Consider the following 25,383-nt stretch of genomic DNA (forward strand, 5'->3'; position numbering starts at 1 on the left):
ATGAAGGACAAATCGCAGGACAGAGATATCGTTGCCAGCAGGCTTGCTGAGGACTTGGTCGGGCCACGTACAGAGGGTGAAAAACTAACGACACGTCCATCCGACGTCTATCTCACTGGCATCCTCTGGCCCCAGCGCACGGCAATGTTCGGGGAAGATGATGAGCGACTTGGATCTGCGGGGGCCGGTTCGGGCGAGGAGAGCGACGGTGAGGCCGAGGTAGTCAGAACTGGGTCGCTCCAGAAGCCGTCCGTGGCAGGCATATCGTTCAGCGTTGCTTCCAGCGGCACACCACGAGTGCGAGTCATCTGTAGCTTCGCCACGTACCGGATTGAAAAGCTCAACGACGTCGATATTTGGGTTCGACAGCCTCATAGTGTCGATATTCCAAGTCTCGATCTATCGGTCGGCTCAACGCGCGTGATTGCGCTTGCAGCGCTCAGCGAGGGGCTACCCGACGTCTTGCTTAGTGTTCGATCCATCAATGCAGGGGACGTCGTCTTAGCTACTCTGACGCTCGTGAATTCGGTTGTGCCAGAGCAGGGCCGAAACGAGATCGAAGCCGCATCGCTCTTCCAGACGGAGCTTCGCATTGAGCCCTGTGAGGGCACTCTTTTGGTACCGAAGCCTCCTAGGCGTGTCATCTCGCTGCCTCAAGCAGGAGGCGGTGGGACCGGCTCAGTCAGCGACGAGGAAAGCGGGGCACTGCTGTACAGGAACGTGGTGGAGTTCGCTGTCGGGCACGTCTGCTCGGCCGAATGGGAGCCTGACGACCATGCAGCCGGTGTTCGACCCAGTGCACTATGGGTGGGAACGACCTGGCTCCCCTCAGCTATTGTCGAGAGCGTCGATCCGAATGGTCATGCCTTCTTCTCGGAGCTTGGAAAGGAGCGCGGAGCCTTCGATCCGCTTTCGGTCGAGTCTCTGGCTTCCGCCGACATAACGACCCTCCAGCAGGGACTGCAACTCTTCTGTGATACCTACGAGCGCTGGATACGAGTGCAGCGCGAGCGACTCGTTAATGTGATGGAGGTGAGCTCCGAGCTGAAGTACGTTGCTGAGGCACATCTTGCCCGATGTGAGGAGGCGCTTGAGCGCATCTCGGCCTCTGTTCTCGAACTCGACGCTAATCCTCGGCTTCGGAGAGCATTTCAGCTGGCGAATCTCGCTATGCACTTGCAGCACTCGTGGGACAGTTCCAAGAGCCGACACGGTCCTCTGCGCTGGCGTCCTTTTCAGCTGGGGTTTCTTCTCCTGAGTGCACCGTCCTCGGTTATCCGCGAACACAAGCATCGAGGAATCATGGATCTACTTTGGTTCCCCACGGGGGGAGGCAAGACCGAGGCCTACCTCGCACTGATTGCATGCATCGCTGTATATCGTCGGCTCTCCGATGATCCGAATGACCACGGTGGTGTCTGCGCCCTCATGCGCTACACGCTACGACTGCTGACGACGCAGCAGTTCGCACGGTCGGCGGCCATGATCTTGGCATTAGAGGCGATACGTTCTGGCCGGACGGCGTCTCCTGATGGCTTGCTGCTTCAAGGTGACGCGCCATTCTCGATTGGTCTTTGGGTCGGCGGAGACGCAACTCCCAACAAGCGTGCAGATGCATTTGCTTCTCTTCGAGGGGCATCGGAGGGGGCATCGCCGAAGCAGCTAACTAGTTGCCCCGCATGTGGCGAGAAGCTGCAATGGTCAATGGCGAGCGCAACCTCACCGGTTGACGTCGAATGCACGAATAGTTCGTGCAAGATATGCGGGATTTTGCCCGTCTTTACAGTAGACGATGATGTCTACGACAACCGACCAACGTTGTTGATCGGAACTGCCGACAAGTTCGCACAGATCGTCCGCGAGAAGAGAACCAATAGACTGTTTGGTATTTCAGACGGATCTCCACCTGATCTCATCATCCAGGACGAGCTGCATCTTATCTCAGGTCCCCTCGGGACGATCGCTGGATTGTATGAGACGGCATTCGACCTGATGTTCGCTGCGCGCGGATATCGCGCAAAGATCATCGGCTCTACAGCAACAATCCGTAGAGCTTCAGAGCAAGTGCTGGCACTGTTCGATCGTGAAGCATTCCAGTTCCCGCCGCCAGCAATCGATCATGACGACTCCGGCTTTGCAGTTCGTGATCGACGGCCAAAAGCGGTGGGAAGACGCTATCTCGGTATCACCACGGCCGGTCGATCGGCAAAGTTCACCCTGCAGGCCGTCGCAGGCTCCCTTTTGCAAACTGCTTTCGCGGCGTTCAGCGATGATGTTCGCCGAGATGCTTACTGGACGCTCGTCGGGTACTTCAACTCGATTCGTGAACTAGGTGGCGCGCTTGTCCTCATGCAGGACGACGTTACTGACAGTATCGCGCTCTACGCTAACGCACGCCACGAAGAGAAAAGACCCCTCAGCAACGTTGAGGAGCTGACTTCCAGAAGAACGCAGGAAGAAATCCGCGGGATGCTAGACGTCCTAAACATTAAAGTTGGGCTTCCTGGCGCAGTCGATGCGGTGCTAGCGACGAATATGGTCAGTGTCGGCGTGGACATCTCCCGGCTAGGACTGATGCTGGTCAACGGGCAGCCCAAGACCATTGCCGAATACATCCAGTCCACCAGCCGCGTCGGTCGGGGGGAGGTGAGCGGGCTTGTGGTCTCTGTGCTCAATAATGCCAAGGCACGGGACCGTTCACATTTCGAGACGTTCTGTAGCTGGCATCGCACACTCTACAGGGATGTGGAGGCAACGAGCGTCACCCCATTCGCCTCACGGGCTCGTGACAGGGCACTGCATGCAGCGCTAGTGGCTGCTGTACGTCATCTTGTTGGCGACATGCTCGACTCCCCACGAATGGATGATGATGCAGAGGACGAGGCTATGGATCTCATCGACCTGATCGTCGAGCGCGCGAAGCGGGTCGATCCCGAGGAGACGGACGTTAGGGAAGAGCTTGAGCGCCGTCTTGACACATGGAGAACAAGATCCCCATCGGTCTACTGGAGCGACTACAAGGGGGGGAGATCCCTTCTCCAGAGTGCAGAACGTGCCGCGGCTCGCCGGGCGGCCAACCGCGAAACGGGAGCTGCTTGGCCAACCCTCAATTCCATGCGGACCGTCGAAGCTGGAACCCCTTTCAGGATGGCCCCTTTCCTCAGGGCAAAGGATGACACGCATGAAGAATGAACTTCAGGAACTGCGACGCAGCGCAGTTGTTTCAACATTCGGCCCAGGCTCGGTTGTGGACTTCAGGGCTGGTGGAGGAGCTGTTTCGGGCATAGCAGCTGGGCTGGAGGAATGGGACCGCTCCTTTCCACCTGCTGGCCTGGCCCACCCGCAGGTGATCCGCGAGCCACGCCTGCAGAAGAAGCTTGGTGTTAAAGGTTTCAGGACTCCCCCTGTCACGCTTGAGCGGAGAAAAGATGACGAATCAGATACCCGGCGTCTCGTCGCCGTGCGTTTTCCGAAATGGCTGCAATGCCCACGCTGCGATTTCATCAAGCCGGAGCGCCGATGGGCAAACGATCCAGGCGAGGCCTATCGCTACTGTCCGACCTGCACCGAAAAGTCTCCTGGACGCAGCAAGGTCTTCGTCATCCCGGTTCGCTTCGTCATGGCTTGCAAGCATGGTCACTTAGACGAGTTTCCTTGGGACTGGTGGGTGGGGCACAAGCCGGAGTGCTCGACATCGAAGCGTGATAATCCGGATCGCCATCCCGGTCTGATTATTCGAGCGGAAAACCCTGGACTTGCCGGTCTCATCCTCAGTTGTCCAAAGTGTGGCGCGCGTCGGTCGATGGACGGCGTTTTCTCGAAACAAACCTGGGAGCGAGGTCCGAAGTGTCGCGGGCATCGACCATGGCTGAGCGACGGCGACGAAACATGCGGCAGGGAGCAGTATGCCGTCCAGCGAGGTGCGTCCAACTTGTACTTTGCTGTGACAGAGTCAGCCCTCAGCATCCCGCCTTGGTCAGACCGTCTCCAGGAAGTTCTGGGCGATTGGTGGAGTTCCCTCACGAATCTCGACGACCCATCGAAGCTTGAGGAGTATATCGACTTCCTTGCCAAGGGTGATCTAGAGAGCATTTTGCGGGAACTGAAGATGTCGTCCGCGGAGCTGGCAAAGGCGATCCGGATGCGCCTCACTTCGTATGGACAGTTGCAAACCGACGACCTCCGTCCCGCAGAGTATCGGCAGTTCTTCGCCGACCCCGGCCGCAGTCGGACCCCTGATTTTGAAACCCGCAGAGAAGCCATTTCTCCAGAGATAGATCCATGGATCTCCAGAGTGGTACGGGCTGTGCGCCTCCGAGAGGTTCGTGCCATCAAAGGGTTCACCCGGCTCAATCCGCCAGGCGATCCGGACTCGCCCGAGGTGGCACGGCTCTCCAAGGTTCCGCTTGAATGGCTACCGGCGATTGAGGTGCGTGGTGAAGGCATCTTCCTTGCTCTGAATGAGGAGCGGCTGTCCGATTGGGAGAATCGACCGGATGTAATGGCTCGCGTCTCCGAGTGCGAGACTCATCACCAAGCGAATTGGAAGGATCGGTACGGAGACGACGCAAAACCGCCTCAGGAAATAACCCCGCGATACATGCTCTGCCACACCCTCGCGCATGCTCTTATGCGCCAACTGACTCTGGAGTGCGGCTACTCCTCCGCATCGCTGCAGGAGAGGATTTATGCCGGGAGTGGCGATGAGCAGATGGCCGGGCTTCTGATCTATACCGCGACTCCAGACTCGGACGGAACTCTTGGCGGTCTTGAGCGGCAGGGAAAAGCAGGGCGCATCGAGGGCATTCTGCAGCGTGCGATCGACGCGATCGAGTGGTGCTCATCCGACCCACTCTGCATTACGGACATGATGGGAGCGATCAACAGCTACTCGCACTCTGTGTGCCACGCGTGCTGTCTTGCTCCGGAGACATCATGCGAAGCTTTCAACAGCTTCCTTGACCGCGCCCTCTTGATCGGTGACGGGACGGATTCGGGACTTGGATACTTCCAAAACATGCTTAGGAGAGGCTGATGGCTGTGCTCTGGCCAAGGAAATTGCCCCGTTCGGTACTGGATGATCCGAGGCGGCGGGCGGAGGTTCACGTGTACAACCGCCTCGCCGAGGTTCTCGACGATACCTTTCATGTCTTTTACTCAAGCCCATGGCTTGGCATCGACAGGTTGGGAAACGAAAAAGACGGCGAATGCGACTTCCTGATCGCACATTCCCGCCACGGCATCCTCGCGATTGAGGTCAAAGGGGGGAGGGAAATTTCGTTCGAACCGACGGATGCTCAGTGGCGCAGTACAGATCACGGAGGCTTCGTCCACAAGATTAAGGACCCGGTGGCGCAGGCGCGTAGTGCAAAACATGAAATTCTAAGACGGCTCAACGAATCATTCAGGGGGCCAAAGCGTGTCATACATGCCGTTCATGGGGTTATATTCCCTAGCGCTGCATCGCCTCGTGGCAATCTCGGGGCTGATCGCCCGGCCTACATTTTCTGTTGTTCAAATCAGTTTCAGAGCGGTCTGCATAAGTGGGTCACAGATCGGCTGAAGGAAGGGCAACGACCTGATAACTGTGAGTCTCTTGGTCGCGACGGTATAGCAGCGCTGGAGAGACTGCTGGCACATCCCTTCACCCTGAGCTTCCGGATCGGTGCTGCACTAGCGGAAGCTGAAGGAGAATTCCGCGTCCTTGAGCCCTCCCAGTACCATATCCTCGATGTCATCGCCGATATCCCGCGGGCACTGATTCAGGGTGGTGCAGGCACAGGCAAAACTGTGGTGGCGATCGAGGAAGCACTGCGGTCCGCCGCTACTGGCAAGAAGACACTCCTGACTTGTTACAGTCGCCCGTTGGGAATTGACCTTGAGCGAAGACTGAAAGCCGTAGAGAACCTAACGGTCGCCAGCTTTCACATGCTGTGCGGGCGCATGGCAAGTCAGGCGGGTGTCCAGACACCTACCGGCATCAGCGAAAGGGAGCTCTATGAGAACGTGCTGCCTGATGCCCTCTATAGTGCGATGGAAATCAAGCCTGCGCTTAAGTGGGACACGATCATTGTCGATGAAGGCCAGGACTTCCGTGCCGAATGGTGGATCGGGATCGATGCCTGCCTAAACAGCAATGGTCACCTCCGTGTTTTCATGGATAGCAATCAGAGGGTTTACGACAGCGTCGGGAATGGCGTTCATGATCTGAGCGTAGTTCCCGTTCGGCTTTCCCGAAATCTCCGCAACACAAAGAACATCCATAAGGCCGCTTCGGTGCATTATTCGGGCCTCGAGATAATTGCCGATGGGCCCGACGGTCTCGAGGTTTTTTGGATCAACGCTGATAATCCTGGGGCGAAAGTTGAAGCTGCTTACAGGGAGCTTCGACGGCTTGTAAATAACGAGGAAGTTGCACCCGGTGACATAGCAGTCCTTGTCAACGGGCCCGCCGCCCGGACAAGCTTTCTCGAAAAAAGCAGCGGGACAAATAATCCGCTTACAGACGCCGAAACAATGGTGCTTGAAGACGTAGTCGTAGATACCGTACGGCGGTTCAAAGGGCTGGAGCGGCCGGCAATAATTCTCATCGTCAGCGGCGACGAAATGGAGCGTCGCGAACTGGCCTATGTCGCGTTCTCGAGAGCGCGGGCCTATTTGTGCGTTGTGTGTTCCGAAGATGACGCACGGTGGCTTTCAGAAGCGGAAAGTCGAAACGGTTGACGTGTTCCCGATTGGCTTTCGGATGTAACAACACAGAATAGGCTCCGCTTCCCTTGAGACTTCCGGGCCCCATAACGAAGCCCACCAGGAGGCGCCATGTGATGGACCCTAGATCCTATAGACGTATTGGAGTGTCCGCTTTTGGCTGTGGATTCAACTGGTCGATGGGCCCTTGGTGTGCAGTCGGTTAACCGATGTCCAATTTCTTCAATCGAGCCAGTCCTTGTTTGATATGACCGGCGTTTTCATCCATGGTCCACAGTGCGCCACGGACATTTCCACCCACATCCTGTGCCCCTTGCTCCTCGATCAGCAGGGTCAACTCCATAATGGCCGCCTCCAGGGCCTGCTGGTTTTCGAACAACCTTTCCAGTACATCCGACAGTGAATAATCGCTTGGCATGGTGTCGATTCCTTTCGAGAAAGCCCAAGCATAGCAGCGACAGCGCCCCCAATTGGAACCTGCAATAGGTTGATTGAAGCATGGTCAGTGGTGAAGCTGTCACCGGCTACTTTCGATCCAAAACTGTCATCAGATTTATCAGATTCATCAGACGCTACTTCAATACCGCTGGGGGCCTTGAAAATAGTGGAGCGGTGAAGGGAGCAGAAGTATTCATAAGATACGGGCGTTTTTAAGTACTGATGTACAAGCGCGAGCTATGGTTTTGACCGTAAACCATGTTGTCCAGCACTAATGTGTTCCAGATAGTCAGTGCTGCGGAGCTGTGCGGATTTTGACGTTCGTTGAAAGGTGAGGTCGTGTGGCGGGGCACAGCAACATTCGACCCACGACCAAAGGATATGAGTCGCCGACTAACGAACATAACCGTGGCTAGCGCACCCGCACGTACTCGGCTTTCTGAGCTGCCTATACGGCAGTGAACGTTGCGAAGGTCGATACTCCCGCAATACTCAGTTTCTGAGCTGCCTACACGGCAGTGAACCTGTTCGATTTCGCTCGCTTTGAAATCTGGATTTTCTGAGCTGCCTATACGGCAGTGAGCACGTCTTTCTTGTGCGCAGTGGCGCCACATGTTTTCTGAGCTGCCTACACGGCAGTGAACACGACGCCGAAGAACAGCACGCTCCAAATCTCTTTCTGAGCTGCCTACACGGCAGTGAACACCAGGCCGACCCGCTCCAGCCCGGTCAGCTCTTTCTGAGCTGCCTACACGGCAGTGAACCAGACCTTATCCTTGATAACTCCTTGTCCACAAAGACAAATAGTCTACTAACAGTACGTTTGCCATTTTTTTGAGACCCTTCGTAAGTGCTTGATTTTACGACGAGTCATCTCTAGTCGAAAAAAGAGGGTCAAAACCATGGAACGGTGGCGGTTGTGCTCAGGCCATAGCTGTTGAAGGTGCCTGCCTGCGCGGTCTCCAGTATTGGCCCATGACGAATGAACAGTGGGAAGGCCTGGCCGCTGCCGATGCTGCGCAGGTTGGCGAAGGGTAGGTTGCAGCGTTTGCCGACGCTGTCGGGGATGCGTTGACGGGCTTCGGTTTCGCTGATGCCGTGGCGCTTGATCAGGCGTCGGCGGCTGCGTTCCGGATTGCTGTCCACCTGCACACGGCTGACATGGCGGTAGCGCACCTGTTCTGGCACTCTGGTCAGTTCGCTGAGTTGCACATTGTCACGCATACCGGTCAGCCAGTTCAGCGCCAGCAGGTGGGTCAGTGCCTCTTTATTGCCGTGTAGGCGTAAGTGGCTGCCCAAGTGATAGCGTGCGGTTTCGATGTCGGGAAAGCTGATCCCTACGTCGTCGCGCCTTAGGTCATGCAAGCCCCGGTGCAGTTTGGACAGCAGTGCGCTCATCAACTGCGTGGCCGCGAACTCCGGGTCGGGCTGCAGTTTGAGGTCGATGTAGTGATCCATGCTTCAGCCCGCCTCGCCGAACACGCCGCCGCGAATCAGTATCGCGACCACAAAGTGCTGTTGGCCCAGCTCAGGCACTTTATTCTTGAGCACCCAGCCGTCGAGCAAGGTGTAGAAGTCGTCCTTGGTGTTGCGCGGCTGGCGATAGGCTTTGCCCTGTGTGGTCACCGAGCCGTAGGGTTCGACGGCGATTGGGCCATTGACCTCTGCCTCCTGATACCACGTGTCGATACTGCGAATGGCATTGCCAATTTTTTGCGAGTGCAGGCCCGCAGTTTGGTTGACGTGATAAAGGGTCTTGCTTTTGTCGCCCCGATCCAGAATCAGTTCCTGGGATGGGAAGACTTCCTGCCCGGCGCCCATGCGCACATAGGCCGTTACACCGAGAAGCACATGCTGGCTACCCGCTAGACCGCTGGCGATCAGTTGCGTCAACTCATTCAGGGCGCCTGCGTTTTCAGTCGAGCTATCAAAGTTGCGCAGGGACAAGGCCAGGCCATCAAAGCTCCATAGTGTCGCGGCCTTGCCATCGACCATATGCGCAACGTCTACCTGCACCCGCTCGGCGCCGATGCGGTTGCGCCACAGGAAGCGGCCGTTGGCCAAGTTATGGGCATAGCGTCGCGCCAACTCATTAAAGCCATTGCTGTCCACGTAGCTTTTTACGGTCTCCAGCAGCTTTTGCCGGTAGTCGCTGTCGTTGCATGCCGAGGGCTGGCCGGTGCCTGCCAGCACCCGTAGGGTGAAGCTGACGCGCAGGGTGTCGGCGTCGTGGGGCAGGGTGGCGACGTCAACGGTTTGCAGGTTGGGGTTCTCGATTTTTGCGTCCAGGTTGGCCGGGTCCAGGTCTTTGGTTTTCTGGCGATTGGAAATGGTCCCGCGCACTGATTTTTCGCGGATTGCCACAGGTGCCCAGTGGTTGCGTGATTGCCAGTCGCCTGAATGGAAAAGGGCATCGGAGGGGTCGAGTTTGCGTTCGAAGGCGAGAACCGAGGCGGTCTTGAGAGGATCTTTGGCCATGATCAAATACCTTTTAGGGTAATGGGCTGAGCGTTAGTCGAAGTCGTAAGTCGGGGTCGAACGGTAGTCGTTGCGGCAGCGATAGCGGTCCTTGTCGGATTTTGAGTCGGCGTACCACAGCAGTTGTTCGGCGCAGTGCAGGCGATGCGGGCTGATCCACTCGCCGATGCTGTAGAGGCTTTCAACGAAGCGAAAAGGTGTTTGCCCGTCGCGGGCATGGGCGACGGAGCCGGGGTCTTGCAGTTCACCGAGTGCGCCGTAGCCCACGGGGATGGGCACGATCCAGCCGAGACCCTTGCGGTCGTGGTGCCACCGGGCTTTCTGTCCGGGCTCGCCGGGTTCGCAGTTCCAGTTGATACGCGACAGCGACAGCCAGGCCTCCAGTTTTGAGGATTCAGGATCACGGGCTTGTTGCGCTTGATGCCGTTGCTCCAGCAGGTCGGTGCGATCCACCAGTACGGAGCCCGGCAATAGGCGCAGCTTGATACGGTTGAACAGATCTTGCCGTTCTGCTGCATCGATCATGGACACTATGAAAGGGTGTTGCTTGTGAAATGGCACCGTGGAGGGGATCACACTGCCGCTGGCGATGCGCATCTGCGAGAGGATATCGCGGACCTGATGGGCGATCGTGTCAGCGGAGCTGTCATCGGCGCGCATGGCTGCACTCTGCACGGCAAAGATCAGGCTAATATCAAGGTGAATACGACCTTCTTCGACAATCGCCGCCGAACCTCCATCGCGGTCAATCGGATTGCGGGTCAGGCGCAGGGCTTGGACGTATCCGCCCGTGGTGATTTGCTCCTCATGACGATGAGCGACCACCGCGGTGGCATTGAATTGCAGGTCCAGCCCGGCGTCGCGCACCTTGCGTTCCAGGGCCCACATCAACCCCAAAAAGGCTGTCATCGCTGGAAAACCATGAGTCAACGGGCTGGACAGGGCATTGGCGTTTTGCACCTGGATATGAGGAATGACCAACAGGTATTCGAAGTACGGGCACTCATCGACCATGGGTGGGCTCCTGGTCGCTGTCCGTCAAGGTCGCCGAGCGTTTGATCGGCATGGGCGATTCGGCCTCGATAATGGCTTGCCTGGCCCAATACGCCTGCTCAATGTCGCCGACCGGCAATTGCCGTTGCCGCAAAATGGCATTGAGCCAGTTCCCGAAGCGATGGGCGACTTGCTCGGGCCAGTCTTTTCTGGCGAACGCGGCGACAAAGGCCTGGTCCTCTTCGAGGTGGTCTTCACGCAAGGGCAGCCCGACCCGGCCAGGATCAAGCCACAGCCGTTCGCATGGCGGCAGTTTGCAGTCGTCCCAGCGGCTCCAACCGGGCTCCATCAGCTCGCGGCTGACAAGGCCGAAGGCCGACAGATGCCGGGCTATTTCTTGTTCAATACGCTTGCGCTGATCGCGGGTTTTCTTGGTCGCGTCCGGGTCGTTTTCCAGTAGTGTGCATAGCGCCTGGAGTTGTTCCTGCACACCACCAAAGTAGCGGAATCGCTCCAGGGCTGAATCGATCAAGAGAAGGTTTCGCGGCTTGTCCTGATTCCAGATCGGCGGCAGCGACGCCAACAGGTAATTCACTCCACCACGGTCGCTATTGAGCTGGCTGATATTTTGCGGTTTGGTCCCGCCCAGTTTGCGCAGGACCAGATTGCGATAATCCTGATACACCCCGTCGAGGGGTTCCTCCTTGCGTTTGGCCTGACGTGCAAGCTTGTTGATCTCACCAAAGCGCGCCGCATTGATGTCCTGATGCACGGCATGGGCCAGGCTGCTGGCGAACAAAGGTTGCAGCAGATGAAAGCTGGCATCGTCCGTCGGATCGTCGGCGACACTCCAATACACCTGCTTGGCCAAGCCATGGGAGGTGAGGCTGACAGTCGGGCGGATCAAACCCTTGAACGCTACGGCCCACTCAAGCGCGGTGGCCTCGTCCCTGTCCAATGCTGCCAGCAGGTCAGCATCATTTGCCAACAACCAATAGAGCAGGCGTTGCCCGTCCACCTCCAGCCTGAGGAACTTGTAAACATCGAGCGCGGCGGCATTGCCCACAATGTCGTCGGCATAGTGATTGCCTAGCGCATGGGTGCCAATTTCTGCATGTTGCGGCAGTGAATCGGGGGGGATATGCAGGCTGCTGCCGCGGGCATCGGGGTGGGTGGCCTTGAGTACATGGGTGACTGCCTGAATCTGCGTCACCCGCCGCGCAGCATCGGCCAGCCAGGTGCCATAGTCATACGTGGCGGCTTGTGCAGCATTGGCATCGGTGTCTTTGAGCTTGGCTTCTTTACGCTTGTTGATAAAGGTAGCAATGCTGGTGTGGAAGAGGGTGGCGCGGGGTGTTTGATCTGATTTCTCGTCCATGTGGTTTACCTGTAAAAAACGACGTGGTGAATACCAAGTCTTCAAACTCCGTTACTTCCGTTGGCCCAATCACTCTTCTTCATGGTTGTGTGTATTTACCAAATCCCAAAACCGGGTGATATCGCCAACCTTGCTCACTCTCATATACGCTGACCGTCGTAAATTTTTCGGCGCAGGTGCGCAATGACAGATTTCGTGCCTTGGCCTGTTGACCCAGTAATTCCATTAAATCGTGCTGGCCCCAAGGCTGGATGCGCGGGCCGAGCTGGTTGTCGAGGTCGATGGGCGTGAGCGAACTCTGAGCAAGAGTGTAGACGGCCGGTACGCCGCGTTTGGCCTGTTGATGAATGCGGTGCAGCACCAGTTGTTCTTCGTCGTCATCGGGCAGGAACACCAATTCGGTTTCCTGCGCGCTGTTGGCGCGAAACGGTTGTTGCTGGGGCAAGACCCAGGTCAGTGCAGCTTGTGGAAATTGCCAGGCACAGGCTGCGTCCAGTCGCAGGTCTGCTGGCTCGATCCCTCGGGCCACGGGCTGAGGCTCCTTGCGTGCCTTGGGCAGCATTTCGGCGGCGAGTCGTGCATGTTCCAGATCTACCAGGCTGTTCTTGGCCTGCCAGTCCTGCTGCGGGCGCGGCTGAATACGCGGGCGGGCGGTCAGAGTTTGGTACTCGTGTTCTTGCAGAAGCTTGCCAAGACGGTGGCTGGTTAGCCGGAACGGATCATTCAGTTGACCCGTAGCGTTTTCAAAGCCCGGTTTGATGAAGGCTGCAGCTGGCTGGCGATGGCTATCCTGTGGTTTTTCGAAGTGCCGCAGGTTGGTATCGAAGATAAAGATGTTCGGTGACTGACAGTCTTGGTTGCGATGCCGCTGCACCCGACCGGCCAGTTGGATCAGCGAGCGCATGGATGAGGGTTCGACGATGGCCCAGTCATAGTCGTGATCGCGACCCACTTCGGTCACCGGGGAGCCGAGCACGACGAACAAATGGTTGGCCTCAGGATGTTCGTCGATGGCCCGGCGAATCTCCGGCCGCTCATACACTGCCTCGGCTGTGTGGCGATTCAGGGCGTGGTCCAGTTGGGCCTCGATGGCGGAGCGAATCAGCAGCGGGAAGCGCGAGTGATACACGCACAAGTGGATGCGATGGTCGCTGTCGGCACCGGACTGGAACAGAGCTTGGGCAACCTCGAACAACGGTTCGATATTGGCCATGCGCACCAGGCCGAAACTGATTCGCTTGCCACTCCTAGGGCAAGTTTCGCTGTGTCGTGCGTGCGCCGTCAGCATGGCCGCATGGACTTGATTCGCAAATTCGCGGCGAATGGCTTCGTCGCCCTTGGCTATGATGTTCAAGGGCAGCAGTTCACCACGACGGGGTGCCGGTTGCTTGTCGAGGGACTTTACCCGCCCCTGGACGAATTGGTTGTGTTGATCGATAAAGCGCTGTGCGTCCTGGCAGGTCGCCACCTGCGTCGTGAACTCATCAACCCACAGGCAGGCGATTTCGAGCGCAGCGTTCCGTTCGCCAGGGGCACCGCGATTGCGTTGATAGTGCATGCGCCCGGCCCGATACGCCTGGAACATACCCTCCAACAGCGCGGGCGGTAGGGTCGCCGATGACAGCAGCACCCGTGTACCGAGCAAACCGGCCCAGTGCACAAGGCGGGTCAGGGCGGGCAGGTCAGCCAGATCGAAGTCGTCCAGTTCATCCAGGACCAGATCGCTACTGAGCAGGCGCAGCATGGGCGCGATCTGTCGCCCGGCGCGTTGGGCTTCGGTCGCGGGTATCAGGTGATCGATGGTGCAGACCAGTATCGGTGCGGCCAGCAGAGAGCGGATATCGGGGTTGTCCATTGCCTTGGCAAGCAGGCCATGATCGGCAATCTGCCCTTCATAGATGACGTGACTGTCCTCATCGATCAACTGTTGTGTCGAGGCAGAGCCGGTGGTTTCGGCCCGGGCCTGAAAGAACTCGAATAAAGTTCGGCTGGCAGCGCCGCCGACTCGTACGGCCAGTTCGTCTTCCTTGAGGTGCAGGTCCTGACGGTAGCTATTGCCCGTTTGCTGAGTGAGGGTACGCAAGCCCAGGGCAAAGGTGCAGCGCATGCCGTGTTGCGGATCGGCCAAGGCATACATGATGCGGGCATTGGCCAGGGTCTTGCCGCAGCCGGTCGAGGCCATGTTGACGATAAAGGCACCCTGTTCCTGTGCCGGGGAGCGGAGGCCGACGGCGGCATCGGCGGCCTTGTCCTGCCAACGGAAACGTTCGGAGTCGCTGCGTTTGCGTAGGCCACGATGACGCGCAAGGCGCGGCAAGTGGCGCTCGAAACCAGGTAAGGCGTGGACGATGGTGGCTGTGAAGCGCGCCACGCCGAGGAGGTGTTCGTCCAGTGTTTGCTTGAGGCGTCCGTCGTTGTCGGTATTGGCATAGACCCGGTAACCACGGTCACCCTGAACACGCTGTTTGGACATGGCCGGCAGGGCCGAGTAATGGTGGTCGGCCAGCATCAGGCTCATCCGCGCAATATGCATGACGTAGGGGTTGGATAACCAATCGCCCTTGCCCGCCTTATTACACAAGGTCAGCAATTGCTTCGCGACTTTTGCGGCCTGGGAGCGCCATTTGGGCAGTGTGACTGGCAAGGTATCAGCAAGTTGCCAGTAGGGTTCGATCTCGGCGTGCGTGGCCGAGCGTTTGATCTCGTTCCACTCGTGGCTGACGTCATCGAGCAGGGTGCCGAGTTTTTGTGGATCGAATGTCTTAGAGGGCTTGCCCAGCGGCCGTTGATTACCATCAAGGTCTCGCACGGGTAGGACTGGTAAGCGATGGTGAGTCACCACCAGCCAGGCAATGGCGGCAGCCAAGGGCGGTAGCTGGCGAAAGGGCGGCGTTGCATGGGTATCGAGGCCGTCACGCAGATAACGATCATTGGCCAGCCAAGTGGCATCGTCTTGCTCGCTCGGCTCGGCAAGGCGCTGTAGCCAAATCGTGTCGGCATCATGGCCGACAAAGGCGAGAAACAAGCGCAAGGAAACCCATTCATGGCGGTATAGATTTTTCTCCACCGCGGGCTGGCGCAAGCGCGTCTGGAACGCCACGCTGGCCTTGCCCAGATCATGCAGGAGGGCGGCCATCTGGGCTAAAACTCGGATATCTTCGGCTGTGCTCCAGTCGTTTTCGTCGTCTTTGCGCAGCACATTGCGCCAGGTTGTATCGGTCGCTACCACGCCTTGCTCGTTGAAGCGGCTGGCGTCCCCGACAATCCATAACAGCTCGCTGTGGTCGAGCTCGCGAATCCAGTGGCAGGCCACGGCGGTGTTCCGTCGGGCGCTTTTTTTCAGCCGCAGGCGCAAGGTGTCCAGGCCCGCTTGGGTGATGGGTGTTTGCCAAGTGCGCTCACTTCGGCGTTCGGCGAACTGATCGAGGATGCGTTGGGTTTCGACCAGAGCTCGGTTGTTGCACTGGCAAATCAACAGGATGTTCAAACGAGGGGCGTCCCCAATTGCTCGGCCCAGCGGGCTGATCCAGTGGAAGATCATAGTCCAGCATGGGAATCAGCATGGGTTACAGGCCCAAATTCAAACCTAAGATACTGCCCCTCGGTACAGGCCCCATCATGTTCATCCGTGCATACCTCCAAGCATCAAGCGAAGAGCAAGACGCCGGTCGTGCTCGCGATTCACTCGAGCAGTTCGCTGCCGATCACGATAAGGCCGTTGCCAGCGTGTACTTGAAGAATGCCAGCGGTGCGACCGCAGACAGGCCTGAGCTGCTGCGCCTGAGGCGGGCTTTCGAAGACTGACCACCCGTCCTTGGCTGATTCCTGCCTGTCACGACTGACCGAAATCGCCCCAGGTTGTGTGAAAACGTTTTAAAGCAGGTTTGACGGTCAGAACCGGAACGAAAATCGCGTTCCCATAGACGTCTAGATGTGTTTGCTAAACCGATGGCGATTCAGCGAAGGCTGAATTGTATGTCCAGGTCCGGTGGGGACTTCGCTATTCAACATTTACATCCACTCTATAGGCTACTGGAACTCTGGTTTTATCCAGCATTTCCTGACCAGGCCATCGATACACCAGATACTGTTTCTTCGCCTGACTCAGTGAGTGAATACGCACCAGTTCGTATTTTGACGAGTTTTTTTCAGCGAATTTCAATTCGTTTTCGGAGATGAAAAATGGCGTATTTTCATTCCCTGACGTGGTTTTGACTTCAATGAAGTACTCGGAAATAACGCCGACTACCTTTCGCCATGAACGAATGTCATAACCAGCCGAGTCACCTTCATTACGGGAGACGTGGACCACTGCATAGTCAGGTCCCAGCTCCTTGTGCACTCTGGTTCTCTCCTGCGCGAGAATGATGCGCTCACCCAGGTCACCTAAAGCCGTGTTTTTTGCTGCCTGCAGGACATAGTCAATTGGGCGATTGATAGTGATTGAAGGTGGTGTTTTTCCATCAGCGGGTTTTTTCTTGGCCTTTGGGGAGACTTCGCCGCCGCAGGTGAAAGCTTCTGGGTCGACTAATAACGGTATTTCCGCGGCGAGATTGATAGTTGAGCTGCCGTAGGTTCGAAACGTGGCATGTTGCTCTCGCGATGCAATCAGCGTACTGAGCAGTTCGGCGTTCGCGGTTAGGTAGCCCCCGGTACCTTGAGCGCCAAAACTGAAGCCGGCTTCACGCATGGATTCAGCCGACAGGATGTTCCTGGCTAACTCACGAATGGGGGAAGAGAGTTCGATCGGCGCCGTGTCGGTTTCTTCAATGGATCGCTGGATGTCGGACGCATTGATCTTATCGATATCACCAAACCAGATCACGTCGGAGAAGTGCACGAGATGAGGCCAGAATTTGGGGGCATCGAGCTTATGCACGCGGCTCTCGACAACTTCAGATAACCACCGGGGTTCATTCTTCTCCGATATGTCGCTGACGATCCCGGCACCAATAAAACCGGTGATTTTAGGTCGATTCGGGTCTTTGCTGACAAAAGCAGGATTGGGGGCGACTGCCTGAAAAACCATGACATCGCCAGCTTTCAGTTGATGCCAAACATCTGCCTTTTGAACATCGAACCCCCAGAAGCCCGTTTCAAGGGTGGTTAACCAGTGTTCGACGGGGCCGTTGGCTTTCCGCGCCTCACCGGCGGCAATTTTTGCAGTGATGTATGAAAAGGTGCTCATCCAGTCTTAGCTCGCTTACAAGTCCGTGTATTTGCTGGCGTTCCCTCGAGCTTTCTCGATGGGGTACTTTTCGGCGTTGATTATCATTTTTTGATCGACCGCTTGTTGAAGATCAATCGACAGCACGTCGGCCAAGCGCAACAGGTACATCATCACATCCGCAATTTCCTGCGACACCATATCCATGCGCTGGTGATCAGTCTTGATGGCCAGGGACTGCTCATCGGTCAGCCACTGAAAGATCTCCAGCAACTCCGCCGCCTCCACGGACAATGCGGTCGCGAGGTTTTTGGGGGTGTGAAACTGGTTCCAGTCACGCTCCCCTGCAAAGGTTCGAAGCTGCTGTTGAATCTTGTCTACATCCATTATCAAACTCCGTTTTGGACCTGCTCATGCCCGAGACTAAAAAATATGCACCCCCGGACGTTGCCGATGTCATGGGACGCAGAGTCAAATCGGAAAGCCTGGGGGGAGAGGAGATTGGTGTTTGAGCCCGCGGGATTCTCAGCCGCTTCAAAGCCATGATTTCAGCTCAAGCATTGACGGGTCAACTGTGGGGCTAGCCACATGTCTTCAAGAGAGCTTCCGCGCCCATCCGACGCGACAATGTTCTTATTAGCAGCTGAGCACCTCAGACATACAGCTCAAAATATTCGTCCAGATACTCATCCAATTTATCGCCTACCTGAGCCGCCAAATTGCGTGCCAGTGCAATTTCTCGTTCCACGGATTCAAGGTGCCTGGGGTCCATCTCGGGATGTTTACGTCGAAGTTTGAGTGGCACGGTGTCAAGTATTGAACCGATCTGCGATGCGATTTTGCTCAGAGAGTAAGTAGCGAACCCGACCGGTACCAATTGCCGCTCCAAGACTTCATTTTTTCTTTCCTGAGCCACAGCCTGCGCCGTCGTCAACCTGACTTTCTCCTGCAACAACAGGTTATCGAGCGATGAGCCAGGATCTTCTCCAATCAGATGACCCGCTTCCGCTTTTACCTGGCCGCTGCCCAGCCCGCGTAAGTATCGAATGTAAGCCAGACGACAGTCCTGCAGGTTCAACCCGCCATTTCCCCGGGAAGTCGGCAGGATGCCGTCTGCAAGCAAGTAGCGGACTTGTCGATCGGTCAGATCCAGGTGTTGGGCCAGCTCTTTTTGATTCGCCATAACTACCTCCAATGCACATAAATAAAAGCGGAACCGGAATTCCTCAAAAAAACTCATACATCGTTCGATGTCGGGGCTCGAATTACCCTCAGGAGGGGGGTGGGGCAGGAGTACCTTTTCGCATAAACCGGGTGTGGCGCAGAGGAAGGGGGATCTGATGCCCCTGGAGACGCCGAGCTCTGATTGAGCTGATGCGGCCGATCCTGAAGGCGCGTTGGACTCTGACGAATCAATCCTTCGCTGTTGATCTGTCCTGAACGAGGGGAGGGCTTGTCTCGCGTTCGTTCGTGGAGCGTAAGAAGGTCGAAGGGGGGGTTCGATACGACGCGGGCGACTTGCCCGGAAAAAACGAGGCGCGGTCGTTGGCTCGGTGGTTGCAGAGCAGGTGAGCAGTGTGCCAAGGCTGCATGGAGTCACTGGACTGTTGGGGGTGAAGTTGGGCATAACGCACGGTTTTCATCAGCTGAATCTCCTCCCCTGCAATGGAAGCGCTGATCGGCTGCAAGGTGCGTCGCAGACGGCTGGAGCGGGGCTGATCGGTTCGACCAATCCCGGCTCTGTCCCGCCATGCAGGGCGAGAAAACCGTGTTGATCCAGCCACGCATGCCAGGTTTCCAGTGCCTGGCGTTTGAGGGCTTCGGCCGTGGTGTGAATGTAGGTGGCATCGAGCTCTTTCATGGTGTGATTGAGCAGCAGCTCGCCCACCAGGTAGTCCACCCCCAACTCCATCCAGGCGGTGCGCGCCACCTTGCGCAGGTCATGGCTGCTCCAGGCGCCCTGACCCAGACGGACAAACACATTGCCGGCGTTCTTTGCACTCAGGGGTTTACCGGCAGGGCCGGGGAACAGGTAGGCACCCGCGTAGCCGCGGGCCTGTTGTCGGGCGCGGTAGTGGACCAGCAACGCACACACCTGATCGGTCAGGGGCAGCGTGTGCTCGTGTTTGGTTTTGGTCTCGGCGGCGGGGATGAACCAGTGGCGGCTGACCAGGTTGATGTGTTTCCAACGCGCCACCCGGGTTTCCCCCAGTCGCGTGCCGTGGCACAACATCATCAGGACCAGCATGCAGTCGCGAGGATCCGTTCTGGCGATGGCCAACAACCCGGCCAGCAGCTCGTCGAGATCGTCTCGCCGCAGTCGCGCCGGTTTCGGTTTGATCCTCGTTTGCACGAAGTCCCCGAACTTGAACCCGGCCATCGGATTGACGTCCATCAGCTTCAGGGTGAAGGCCTGACGAAAGGCGACCGCCAGTATGGCGTACACCGAACGCACAAAGGACAGTGCGTATTGCTCCTGCAGCGGCCACAGCAGCAGTTGATCCAGGCGCGCATGGTTGAGGTCAGCCAGCAACAAGGTTTGCAGCCGAGGCTGGAGGTGGCAGCGCACTGCGGATTTTGCGCTGGCCTTACGGCTGCTCGACAGGCCACGATCGCGGGCCATGCGCTCGGCGTACCAGCTCAGGAGGTCGCCAACCGTGTGCCAGCCACTGACGGTGGAAGTCGCTTGCCCGTTGACCGATCGACTCGCTAGGATCTTCGGCAAAAAAGCCTGCATGGTTTTGGCGTCGATCGCCGGATAATTTCCGACCTTGACCCAGGCATCGTTGAGGACGATGTACCACGAACCCTTGGTACGGTCGCTGCTCCAGAAACGGAAGCGCAGCGCCGGAGTCCGTGAATCCCGCAGCTGACGAATGCCCGTGGTGGCGTGGCGGCGGATTTCGCTGTCGGTGATGTGGGTGTGCAGTGTTTTTGAGGCCGTCATGGTTGCGCGCTCCGGTGGTAGCGGTCGGCTAACCGGGCCGGTGCCATGGGCTGCTTGAAAGCTTCTGCCTCGGCGCGGGTCAGGTCGTCAAAACGGCAGAACCTGCCCACAAACGCCATCCTGACCGTGCCAGGCTCACCGTTGCGGGCTTTGCCGATGATGATTTCGGCAATGCCCTTGGCTTCGGTCTGCGGGTGATACACCTCATCGCGATAGATGAAGAGAATGACGTCGGCGTCTTGCTCCAGGGCGCCGGACTCGCGCAGGTCCGACATGATCGGGCGCTTGTTGGGCCGTTGCTCCAGGCTGCGGTTGAGCTGGGACAAGGCGAGCACCGGGATGTCGAGCTCCCGCGCCATCTGCTTCAGCTGGCGGCTCATGTCGCTGACGTCCTGCGTGCGATTCCCTTCCCGACCGGACCCTTCCATCAGCTGCAGGTAATCCAGCACCAGTAAACACAAACCAAAACGTTGTTTGTGCCTGCGGGCCATGGCGCGCAGCCGGGCCACGGTGAGGCCGGGCCGGTCGGCCATGTACAGTTTCGAGCGTTTGATCTGGCCGGCCGCGGCGTTGAGTGCCGTCGCATACTCCCCGGCGGCCGTGCCGTCCTTTAGAGCGCGCAGCGGGATCTGGCCGAGCGAGGCAAGCAGGCGGTCCATCAGTGCCCCGTTGGTCATTTCCAGTGAAACGATCAAGACGACGCTGTCCTGTTGCACGGCCACGTGCTCGGCGATGTTCACGGCAAACGCCGTTTTACCCATTGAAGGTCGACCGGCAATGATGATCAGTTCGCCACCCTTGAGGCCGCACAGTTCGTCATCCAGCGCACGACTGCCGGTGGACAGGCCGTCCAGCGCACCCTGCAGGTCGTGCCGGCGCTGCAGCTCCTCAAGGTGATCGCTCAACACATCAACTGCCGGGCGTACTTCCTGCACCGAGGTGCGGCTGTCCAGCCCCAGCACCAAAGCTTGGGCCGCGCTGATCTTGTCCGCGAGTTCACCCGCGGTGTGACCCAGCTCGCGGATACGATTGCCGGCGGCAATCAGGGCCCGATCCACGGAACGTTCGCGGACAATCTGCGCATAGGCCAGGGCGTTGGCGGTGCTGGGGGTATTGCGGAAAATTTCACCCAAGTAAAACATCGCCGGCTCCTGACCTCCCCCGGTGCGATCCAGGGTCTGCAGATCATCACCAATAGTCACCAAGTCGATTTTCTTCCCGGCGCTGTGTCTGGTGAGGATCGCCCGATAGATCTGTGCGTGCTCAATCCAGTAAAAGTCATCGACCACCAGTTCGGCGCAGAGCAGGTCGATCATCTCGGGCGCCAGCATCATGGCGCCCAGCAGGCTTTGTTCGGCTTCGTCGCTGAAGGGATCACGCATGAGCTCGGCCCTCAACGATGTCGCGAAAGTTTTTCCGGGACAGCAAGGCTTCGAGATACGGTTTGCAGGCAGCACCACAGAAATAAATCGAGGAGAGCAGCGACGCGGTGGTGAAAAACTCCTGCCAGAAATCGAGATCCTGTTGCGCCTCGTGTTCACGCCAGCGGTCCTCGATCAGGTTTCGCAAGGCTGTGTCGAGCACCGTGACGACATCGAAGGTTGGGCAACACTGGTGGTAAAGATCGACGATGCCCTGTGCTGGACAAGCTGACAGCGGTCCGATTTCCAGCTCGTCCTCCCATTGCCGGGCGTTCAGCCACGAGGCAGGCAGCGGGATGAATCGGCCGTTGTCTTTGAGCCACGCGTCTTGTTGGCGATGCCTGGCCAAGGCTGCCATCAGGGTTTGCTGCAGCTCGAGGTCCGGGTTGAGCTTTCGCCAGGCCTTTTCAGCCTCGGCCCGTTTCTGGTGTCGCGGGTACAAATCATAGAATTGCTTGAACCCGTCCAGCGGGTCGCGTCTGGTTGTCTCTCGATGGGCTTGGGAAGTCGGCGGAGCAGAACGGTCGTGAGCAAGCGGGTCGAGCAGTCCTGATGCTGGAGCAGTGCCCACGGAGTCATTGCGCTGGAGGCCATGCTTTTGAGGTAATAGCTTTCCCTGTGTTTGTCCCTGTTTCTCTCTTAGCCGTTGCGGGGCCGTGTCCGGCAATGGATCCGTCCGCGTGACTGTGGTAGGTCCGTCGTGCTGGCTTAGTTTTTTAAGTCGCTGATGCAACTCGCCGATGGGCGTATCCCATGCCGCGATCTCACCATATTCACGCAGTTGTTCGCGTAGGGCCTTTTGATCATTGCGATGCCGGCGTTGGCGTTCGGCTTCGTTGTCACGCTTTTCCCTATGCTGTAAACGGCCCTTCCAGGCTTCATGAGCTTTTTCAGCAATGACGGGGTGGTAGTAACGACCATCCGCGCAGAGGATCCAGCTTCTCAGGGCCATGGTTTTGACCTTTGCCCACGTGGCACCTGTGCCGGAAAGGTGTGCGAGCACTCGATCATCACTCGGTAACGATGCTGCAGGTACTTGCAGCCACGACTTGCCCCACAGGGCAAACGCCGCCTTGAATTCATCGCCGCTCGATATTGCGAAGAGATCGCTTTCCAGCAAGCGCACTACATCCAGCGGCATGAATGGCATTCCGCGCAGATCAACCTCTGCTGATACCAATGGGAGAGGTGCGTTCATTTGGCCACCTCCGCCCGAGTGATACCCAATGAGCGTAATGGTTCAAGGGCGGACAACCGAATGGAGGTGTGCAGAAGCAGCAGTCCGCGTACGAATCCGTCTTTATCGATGAAGCGAATGCTAATATATGTCGGTCCCATGTTTTTCCCCTACGGAATAACTTGTGATCGTCGGGCCAGTGGTGCGAACACTGGCCCGACACTCTTTACCTTCCCGTGCGCCTCCCCGGTGCTTGCAAAACTCCTCTGAAAACATTTTCCCTGCCCGATGCGAGTGATCCGACCGGTTTATCGGGCGTTCTCCTGCGCCACCCGGTTGATCCAGATTTCCAATTCCTTCACCAACATCAGGCGGCGTTTGCCTGCCTTGAAAGCAATCAACTCGCCTGCGGCGATCGCTCGATAGATTGCGCAGCGGGATTGGCCGGTCATCTGGGCTGCAGCTTCGGGACCGACGGCCAAGGGGGCGGTGAGAGTGGTTTGACTCATTTCGATGTCCTCGTGGCGGGATGCCAATTTCAAAATAGGACGCAGTTGCGAATGTGTCAATACACGCAATACATGTAATTTCTGTCTGGACACATTTTGTCCTAGGGGTGTACAGTCGGCTTCAATTGCTCAAGCTGGGTGACGCAGATTCTGCGTTTTGCCGTTTTTTACCGAGGCTCGCAGTGGCTTAGGTAGAGCTCGATGAGGAGGAAGCAAAGATGGCGCGTAAAGTAAATCGGAGCCGGAGTCAGACGCTCTCTCTGCGAATCAGCCCGATAGTCCGTTTTGGTCTTGAATGTGTGGCGAACAATACTCAAACATCAATGACCAATACGATAGAGCGAGCTGTGGTCCAAGCCATGGGGGCCTTGTTGTTAAATCGTCCGCGCTATCTGGTGGCGAAATATGAAGACGAGGGGAAAATTAGAGTCACCGATATCATTGAGCTTGTGTGGCACGAGGATGAAGTTATTAGATTGATTCGAACCGGCATTTTGGCGCCTAGCCTTCTTTCTCCAGAGGATGCTTTCATCTACAAAATTTTTTCTGGAGAAAAGAAATACGAGTTCAAAGGTGAGATGGTTTCATTTGGAGGGCAAGGAGATGTGTTTGAAGGGGAGCCAATAGTCTTTTCTGATGAATATTTTGAAAGTGGCCTTCGTTTTGATTTGAAAAAATGTCAGGAATACTTCGAGGCGATCAAGGAGTACTTCAGTTGTTCATTTGATTTCGATAGCGGCAGTCTTAGGGCATTCGAGCGCGTAACGATCAAATGAATGCGACCTAAATTAACTCTACTGCTGCGGCCTTCGTCCCCGGCGCCAAGTGTGCGTAGCGAAGTGTCATCTTGATGTCTGAGTGCCCCAAGAGCTCGCGTACCGTATTAAGCGGTACGCCGGCCATAACCAGTCGTGATGCGAAATCATGACGCATGTCGTGCCAGCGAAATTTTTCAATTTTGGCTCGCTCAAGCAGCTTCAGCCATGCGCTTTTAACATCCTCCAGTCGGTTACCATTCTGGCCTGGAAATACAAACTCATGTTTAGAGGACTGGTCTTTCCAGTTTTCCAGAGCGTTTAGTGCTTCAGCATTCATCGGGATATGTCGGGTTTCGTTGGATTTTGTCGTTTCGCCTCTTACTGTGATTGTCTTTGTGTCGAAATTCACAGCGGTCCATTTGAGGTCGAACAGCTCTCCACGCCTCATACCAGTGTTAAGTGAAAGTAAAACCATTGGTTTTAGATGGTCGGTGAACGGTACGTCTCTGAGGGTCGGGAATTGCTCCATGTTTCTATCCTCGCGCCATCTGTTTGCGCTATCGCGTTCATTTCGCGTTTCGTCTTGCCGGAGCTCGAGTGCCGCGCGCAAGCGCAGGGTTTCATCTGCAGTCAGATACCTCACAATCCCAATGGAGTCGACTTTCAACTGTTTCAGCTTTGCCAAGGGGTGGGTGCTGATGTAGTCCCATTCGAGGGCCCGGCTGAATACGCCGCTGATCGAGCCAATTTTTCGATTGACCGTCGAAGCTTTATTTCCAGCTTGCATCCATGCAGTACGGATCGATTCCAGGTCGCGTCCGGTTATCGTGTCGACCGGTCGAGAGATGATGGCATCGAAATTGTTGTTGAGCGTATGAAGCGTTTTTTCATGACCTTTATGGTGGGCCTTGAACCAAGGCATATAGATGTCGTCGATGAAGGCGCGTAGAGAGGGGGTGGTCGCTGCTTTTCGGATCTCGGTAACCGCTTTGGGCTCACCATGCATTCGAGCTTCGGCGAGATACTGCACTGCATTATGGCGTGCTTGGTCGAGTGTGAGGATGCCCACGCGCCCCAGCGTCTTTTTTCGCCCGCGGGCCCAAGTGACCACATAAGACTTCGCGCCGGCTGCGGTAACGCGAACGAATAGCCCCGTAACGGTGGAGTCATGAATCTCGTATTCGCTTCCAGTGATTTGTAGGCCTGAAAGCAGTCTGGCGGTCAGCTTCTCTTTCATCTGATTCTCATGGGTGCACTATGGGTGCAAAAAGCGCTGTGGTGAAGTGGATAATGACACACATTAATACGTACGGGCTATAAGGGCTGGGAGGATCACGGTAGGTATGCGGTTACTATGCCCCCTCCTAAGGGGAAGGTTGGCAGTTCGAACCTGCCCTGGGACACCATAT

At 57.0% G+C, this 25,383-nt stretch carries 18 protein-coding genes and 1 pseudogene; 5 read left to right on the top strand and 14 right to left on the bottom strand.

Annotated features, from left to right (window positions below; translation table 11 throughout):
* Genes CKW20_RS03165 through CKW20_RS03175 form a run of 3 tightly spaced genes read left to right on the top strand, consistent with a single transcriptional unit; the run spans position 1 to position 6,723 of the window.
* Entirely contained in the window at positions 1 to 3,192 is a 3,192-nt protein-coding gene (locus CKW20_RS03165; RefSeq protein WP_095051618.1) for a helicase-related protein, read from the top strand.
* Positions 3,182 to 5,035, top strand: coding sequence for a DUF1998 domain-containing protein (drmB, locus tag CKW20_RS03170; RefSeq protein WP_095051619.1), 1,854 nt, complete (start codon positions 3,182 to 3,184; stop codon positions 5,033 to 5,035). Before CKW20_RS03165 ends, drmB begins: the two co-directional genes overlap by 11 nt.
* The gene (locus CKW20_RS03175; RefSeq protein WP_095051620.1) at positions 5,035 to 6,723 is read left to right on the top strand and encodes a nuclease-related domain-containing DEAD/DEAH box helicase; all 1,689 of its coding nucleotides are present in this window, start codon (positions 5,035 to 5,037) and stop codon (positions 6,721 to 6,723) included. Before drmB ends, CKW20_RS03175 begins: the two co-directional genes overlap by 1 nt.
* Before the next feature lie 187 nt (positions 6,724 to 6,910).
* On the opposite strand, the gene CKW20_RS03180 is transcribed toward CKW20_RS03175, so the two are convergent.
* The 6 genes from CKW20_RS03180 to cas3f form a co-directional block, all read right to left on the bottom strand.
* On the bottom strand, positions 6,911 to 7,126 hold the full coding sequence (locus CKW20_RS03180) for a hypothetical protein (RefSeq protein WP_095051621.1): 216 nt from the start codon (positions 7,124 to 7,126) through the stop codon (positions 6,911 to 6,913).
* 914 nt (positions 7,127 to 8,040) lie between these two features.
* Positions 8,041 to 8,604, bottom strand: a complete 564-nt coding sequence (cas6f, locus tag CKW20_RS03185) for a type I-F CRISPR-associated endoribonuclease Cas6/Csy4 (protein ID WP_095051622.1) — start codon at positions 8,602 to 8,604, stop codon at positions 8,041 to 8,043.
* A 3-nt stretch (positions 8,605 to 8,607) separates the two neighbouring features.
* Complete coding sequence (gene csy3, locus CKW20_RS03190) at positions 8,608 to 9,624, bottom strand: type I-F CRISPR-associated protein Csy3 (RefSeq protein WP_095051623.1); 1,017 nt, start codon at positions 9,622 to 9,624, stop codon at positions 8,608 to 8,610.
* Between the two features lie 33 nt (positions 9,625 to 9,657).
* Positions 9,658 to 10,638 carry a type I-F CRISPR-associated protein Csy2 gene (gene csy2, locus CKW20_RS03195; RefSeq protein ID WP_095051624.1) on the bottom strand — a complete coding sequence of 327 codons (981 nt, stop codon included), beginning with the start codon at positions 10,636 to 10,638 and terminating at the stop codon, positions 9,658 to 9,660.
* Complete coding sequence (gene csy1 / locus CKW20_RS03200) at positions 10,628 to 11,995, bottom strand: type I-F CRISPR-associated protein Csy1 (RefSeq protein ID WP_095051625.1); 1,368 nt, start codon at positions 11,993 to 11,995, stop codon at positions 10,628 to 10,630. Before csy1 ends, csy2 begins: the two co-directional genes overlap by 11 nt.
* 79 nt (positions 11,996 to 12,074) lie before the next feature.
* Positions 12,075 to 15,482, bottom strand: coding sequence for a type I-F CRISPR-associated helicase Cas3f (gene cas3f, locus CKW20_RS03205; RefSeq protein ID WP_095052247.1), 3,408 nt, complete (start codon positions 15,480 to 15,482; stop codon positions 12,075 to 12,077).
* 131 nt (positions 15,483 to 15,613) lie between these two features.
* Here cas3f and CKW20_RS03210 point away from each other — a divergent pair.
* Positions 15,614 to 15,778 (top strand): annotated as a pseudogene (locus CKW20_RS03210) (serine recombinase); the annotation flags it as partial.
* A gap of 217 nt (positions 15,779 to 15,995) precedes the next feature.
* Here CKW20_RS03210 and CKW20_RS03215 read toward each other — a convergent pair.
* The 7 genes from CKW20_RS03215 to CKW20_RS03245 form a co-directional block, all read right to left on the bottom strand.
* The gene (locus tag CKW20_RS03215; RefSeq protein ID WP_095051626.1) at positions 15,996 to 17,183 is read right to left on the bottom strand and encodes a DUF3883 domain-containing protein; all 1,188 of its coding nucleotides are present in this window, start codon (positions 17,181 to 17,183) and stop codon (positions 15,996 to 15,998) included.
* A gap of 15 nt (positions 17,184 to 17,198) precedes the next feature.
* Complete coding sequence (locus CKW20_RS03220; protein WP_095051627.1) at positions 17,199 to 17,549, bottom strand: nucleotide pyrophosphohydrolase; 351 nt, start codon at positions 17,547 to 17,549, stop codon at positions 17,199 to 17,201.
* Between the two features lie 265 nt (positions 17,550 to 17,814).
* Positions 17,815 to 18,402: a terminase small subunit gene (locus tag CKW20_RS03225; protein ID WP_256584983.1), complete on the bottom strand. Its 588-nt coding sequence runs from the start codon at positions 18,400 to 18,402 to the stop codon at positions 17,815 to 17,817.
* 402 nt (positions 18,403 to 18,804) lie between these two features.
* Entirely contained in the window at positions 18,805 to 20,109 is a 1,305-nt protein-coding gene (locus CKW20_RS03230; RefSeq protein WP_095051629.1) for a site-specific integrase, read from the bottom strand.
* On the bottom strand, positions 20,106 to 21,491 hold the full coding sequence (gene dnaB / locus CKW20_RS03235) for a replicative DNA helicase (RefSeq protein WP_095051630.1): 1,386 nt from the start codon (positions 21,489 to 21,491) through the stop codon (positions 20,106 to 20,108). The genes CKW20_RS03230 and dnaB overlap by 4 nt, the downstream gene beginning before the upstream one ends.
* Positions 21,484 to 22,728 (bottom strand): DUF1376 domain-containing protein, encoded by a 1,245-nt coding sequence (locus CKW20_RS03240; RefSeq protein WP_095051631.1) that lies wholly within the window; start codon positions 22,726 to 22,728, stop codon positions 21,484 to 21,486. The genes dnaB and CKW20_RS03240 overlap by 8 nt, the downstream gene beginning before the upstream one ends.
* 287 nt (positions 22,729 to 23,015) lie before the next feature.
* On the bottom strand, positions 23,016 to 23,309 hold the full coding sequence (locus CKW20_RS03245) for a helix-turn-helix domain-containing protein (protein WP_371857392.1): 294 nt from the start codon (positions 23,307 to 23,309) through the stop codon (positions 23,016 to 23,018).
* A gap of 125 nt (positions 23,310 to 23,434) precedes the next feature.
* Between CKW20_RS03245 and CKW20_RS03250 the strand changes: the two genes are divergently transcribed.
* The gene (locus CKW20_RS03250) at positions 23,435 to 23,992 is read left to right on the top strand and encodes a hypothetical protein (protein WP_095051633.1); all 558 of its coding nucleotides are present in this window, start codon (positions 23,435 to 23,437) and stop codon (positions 23,990 to 23,992) included.
* A 7-nt stretch (positions 23,993 to 23,999) separates the two neighbouring features.
* On the opposite strand, the gene CKW20_RS03255 is transcribed toward CKW20_RS03250, so the two are convergent.
* Positions 24,000 to 25,211, bottom strand: a complete 1,212-nt coding sequence (locus tag CKW20_RS03255; RefSeq protein ID WP_095051634.1) for a site-specific integrase — start codon at positions 25,209 to 25,211, stop codon at positions 24,000 to 24,002.
* Positions 25,212 to 25,383: the final 172 nt, after the last annotated feature.

Source organism: Pseudomonas sp. Irchel s3b2 (assembly GCF_900187445.1).
Taxonomy (GTDB): Bacteria; Pseudomonadota; Gammaproteobacteria; order Pseudomonadales; family Pseudomonadaceae; genus Aquipseudomonas.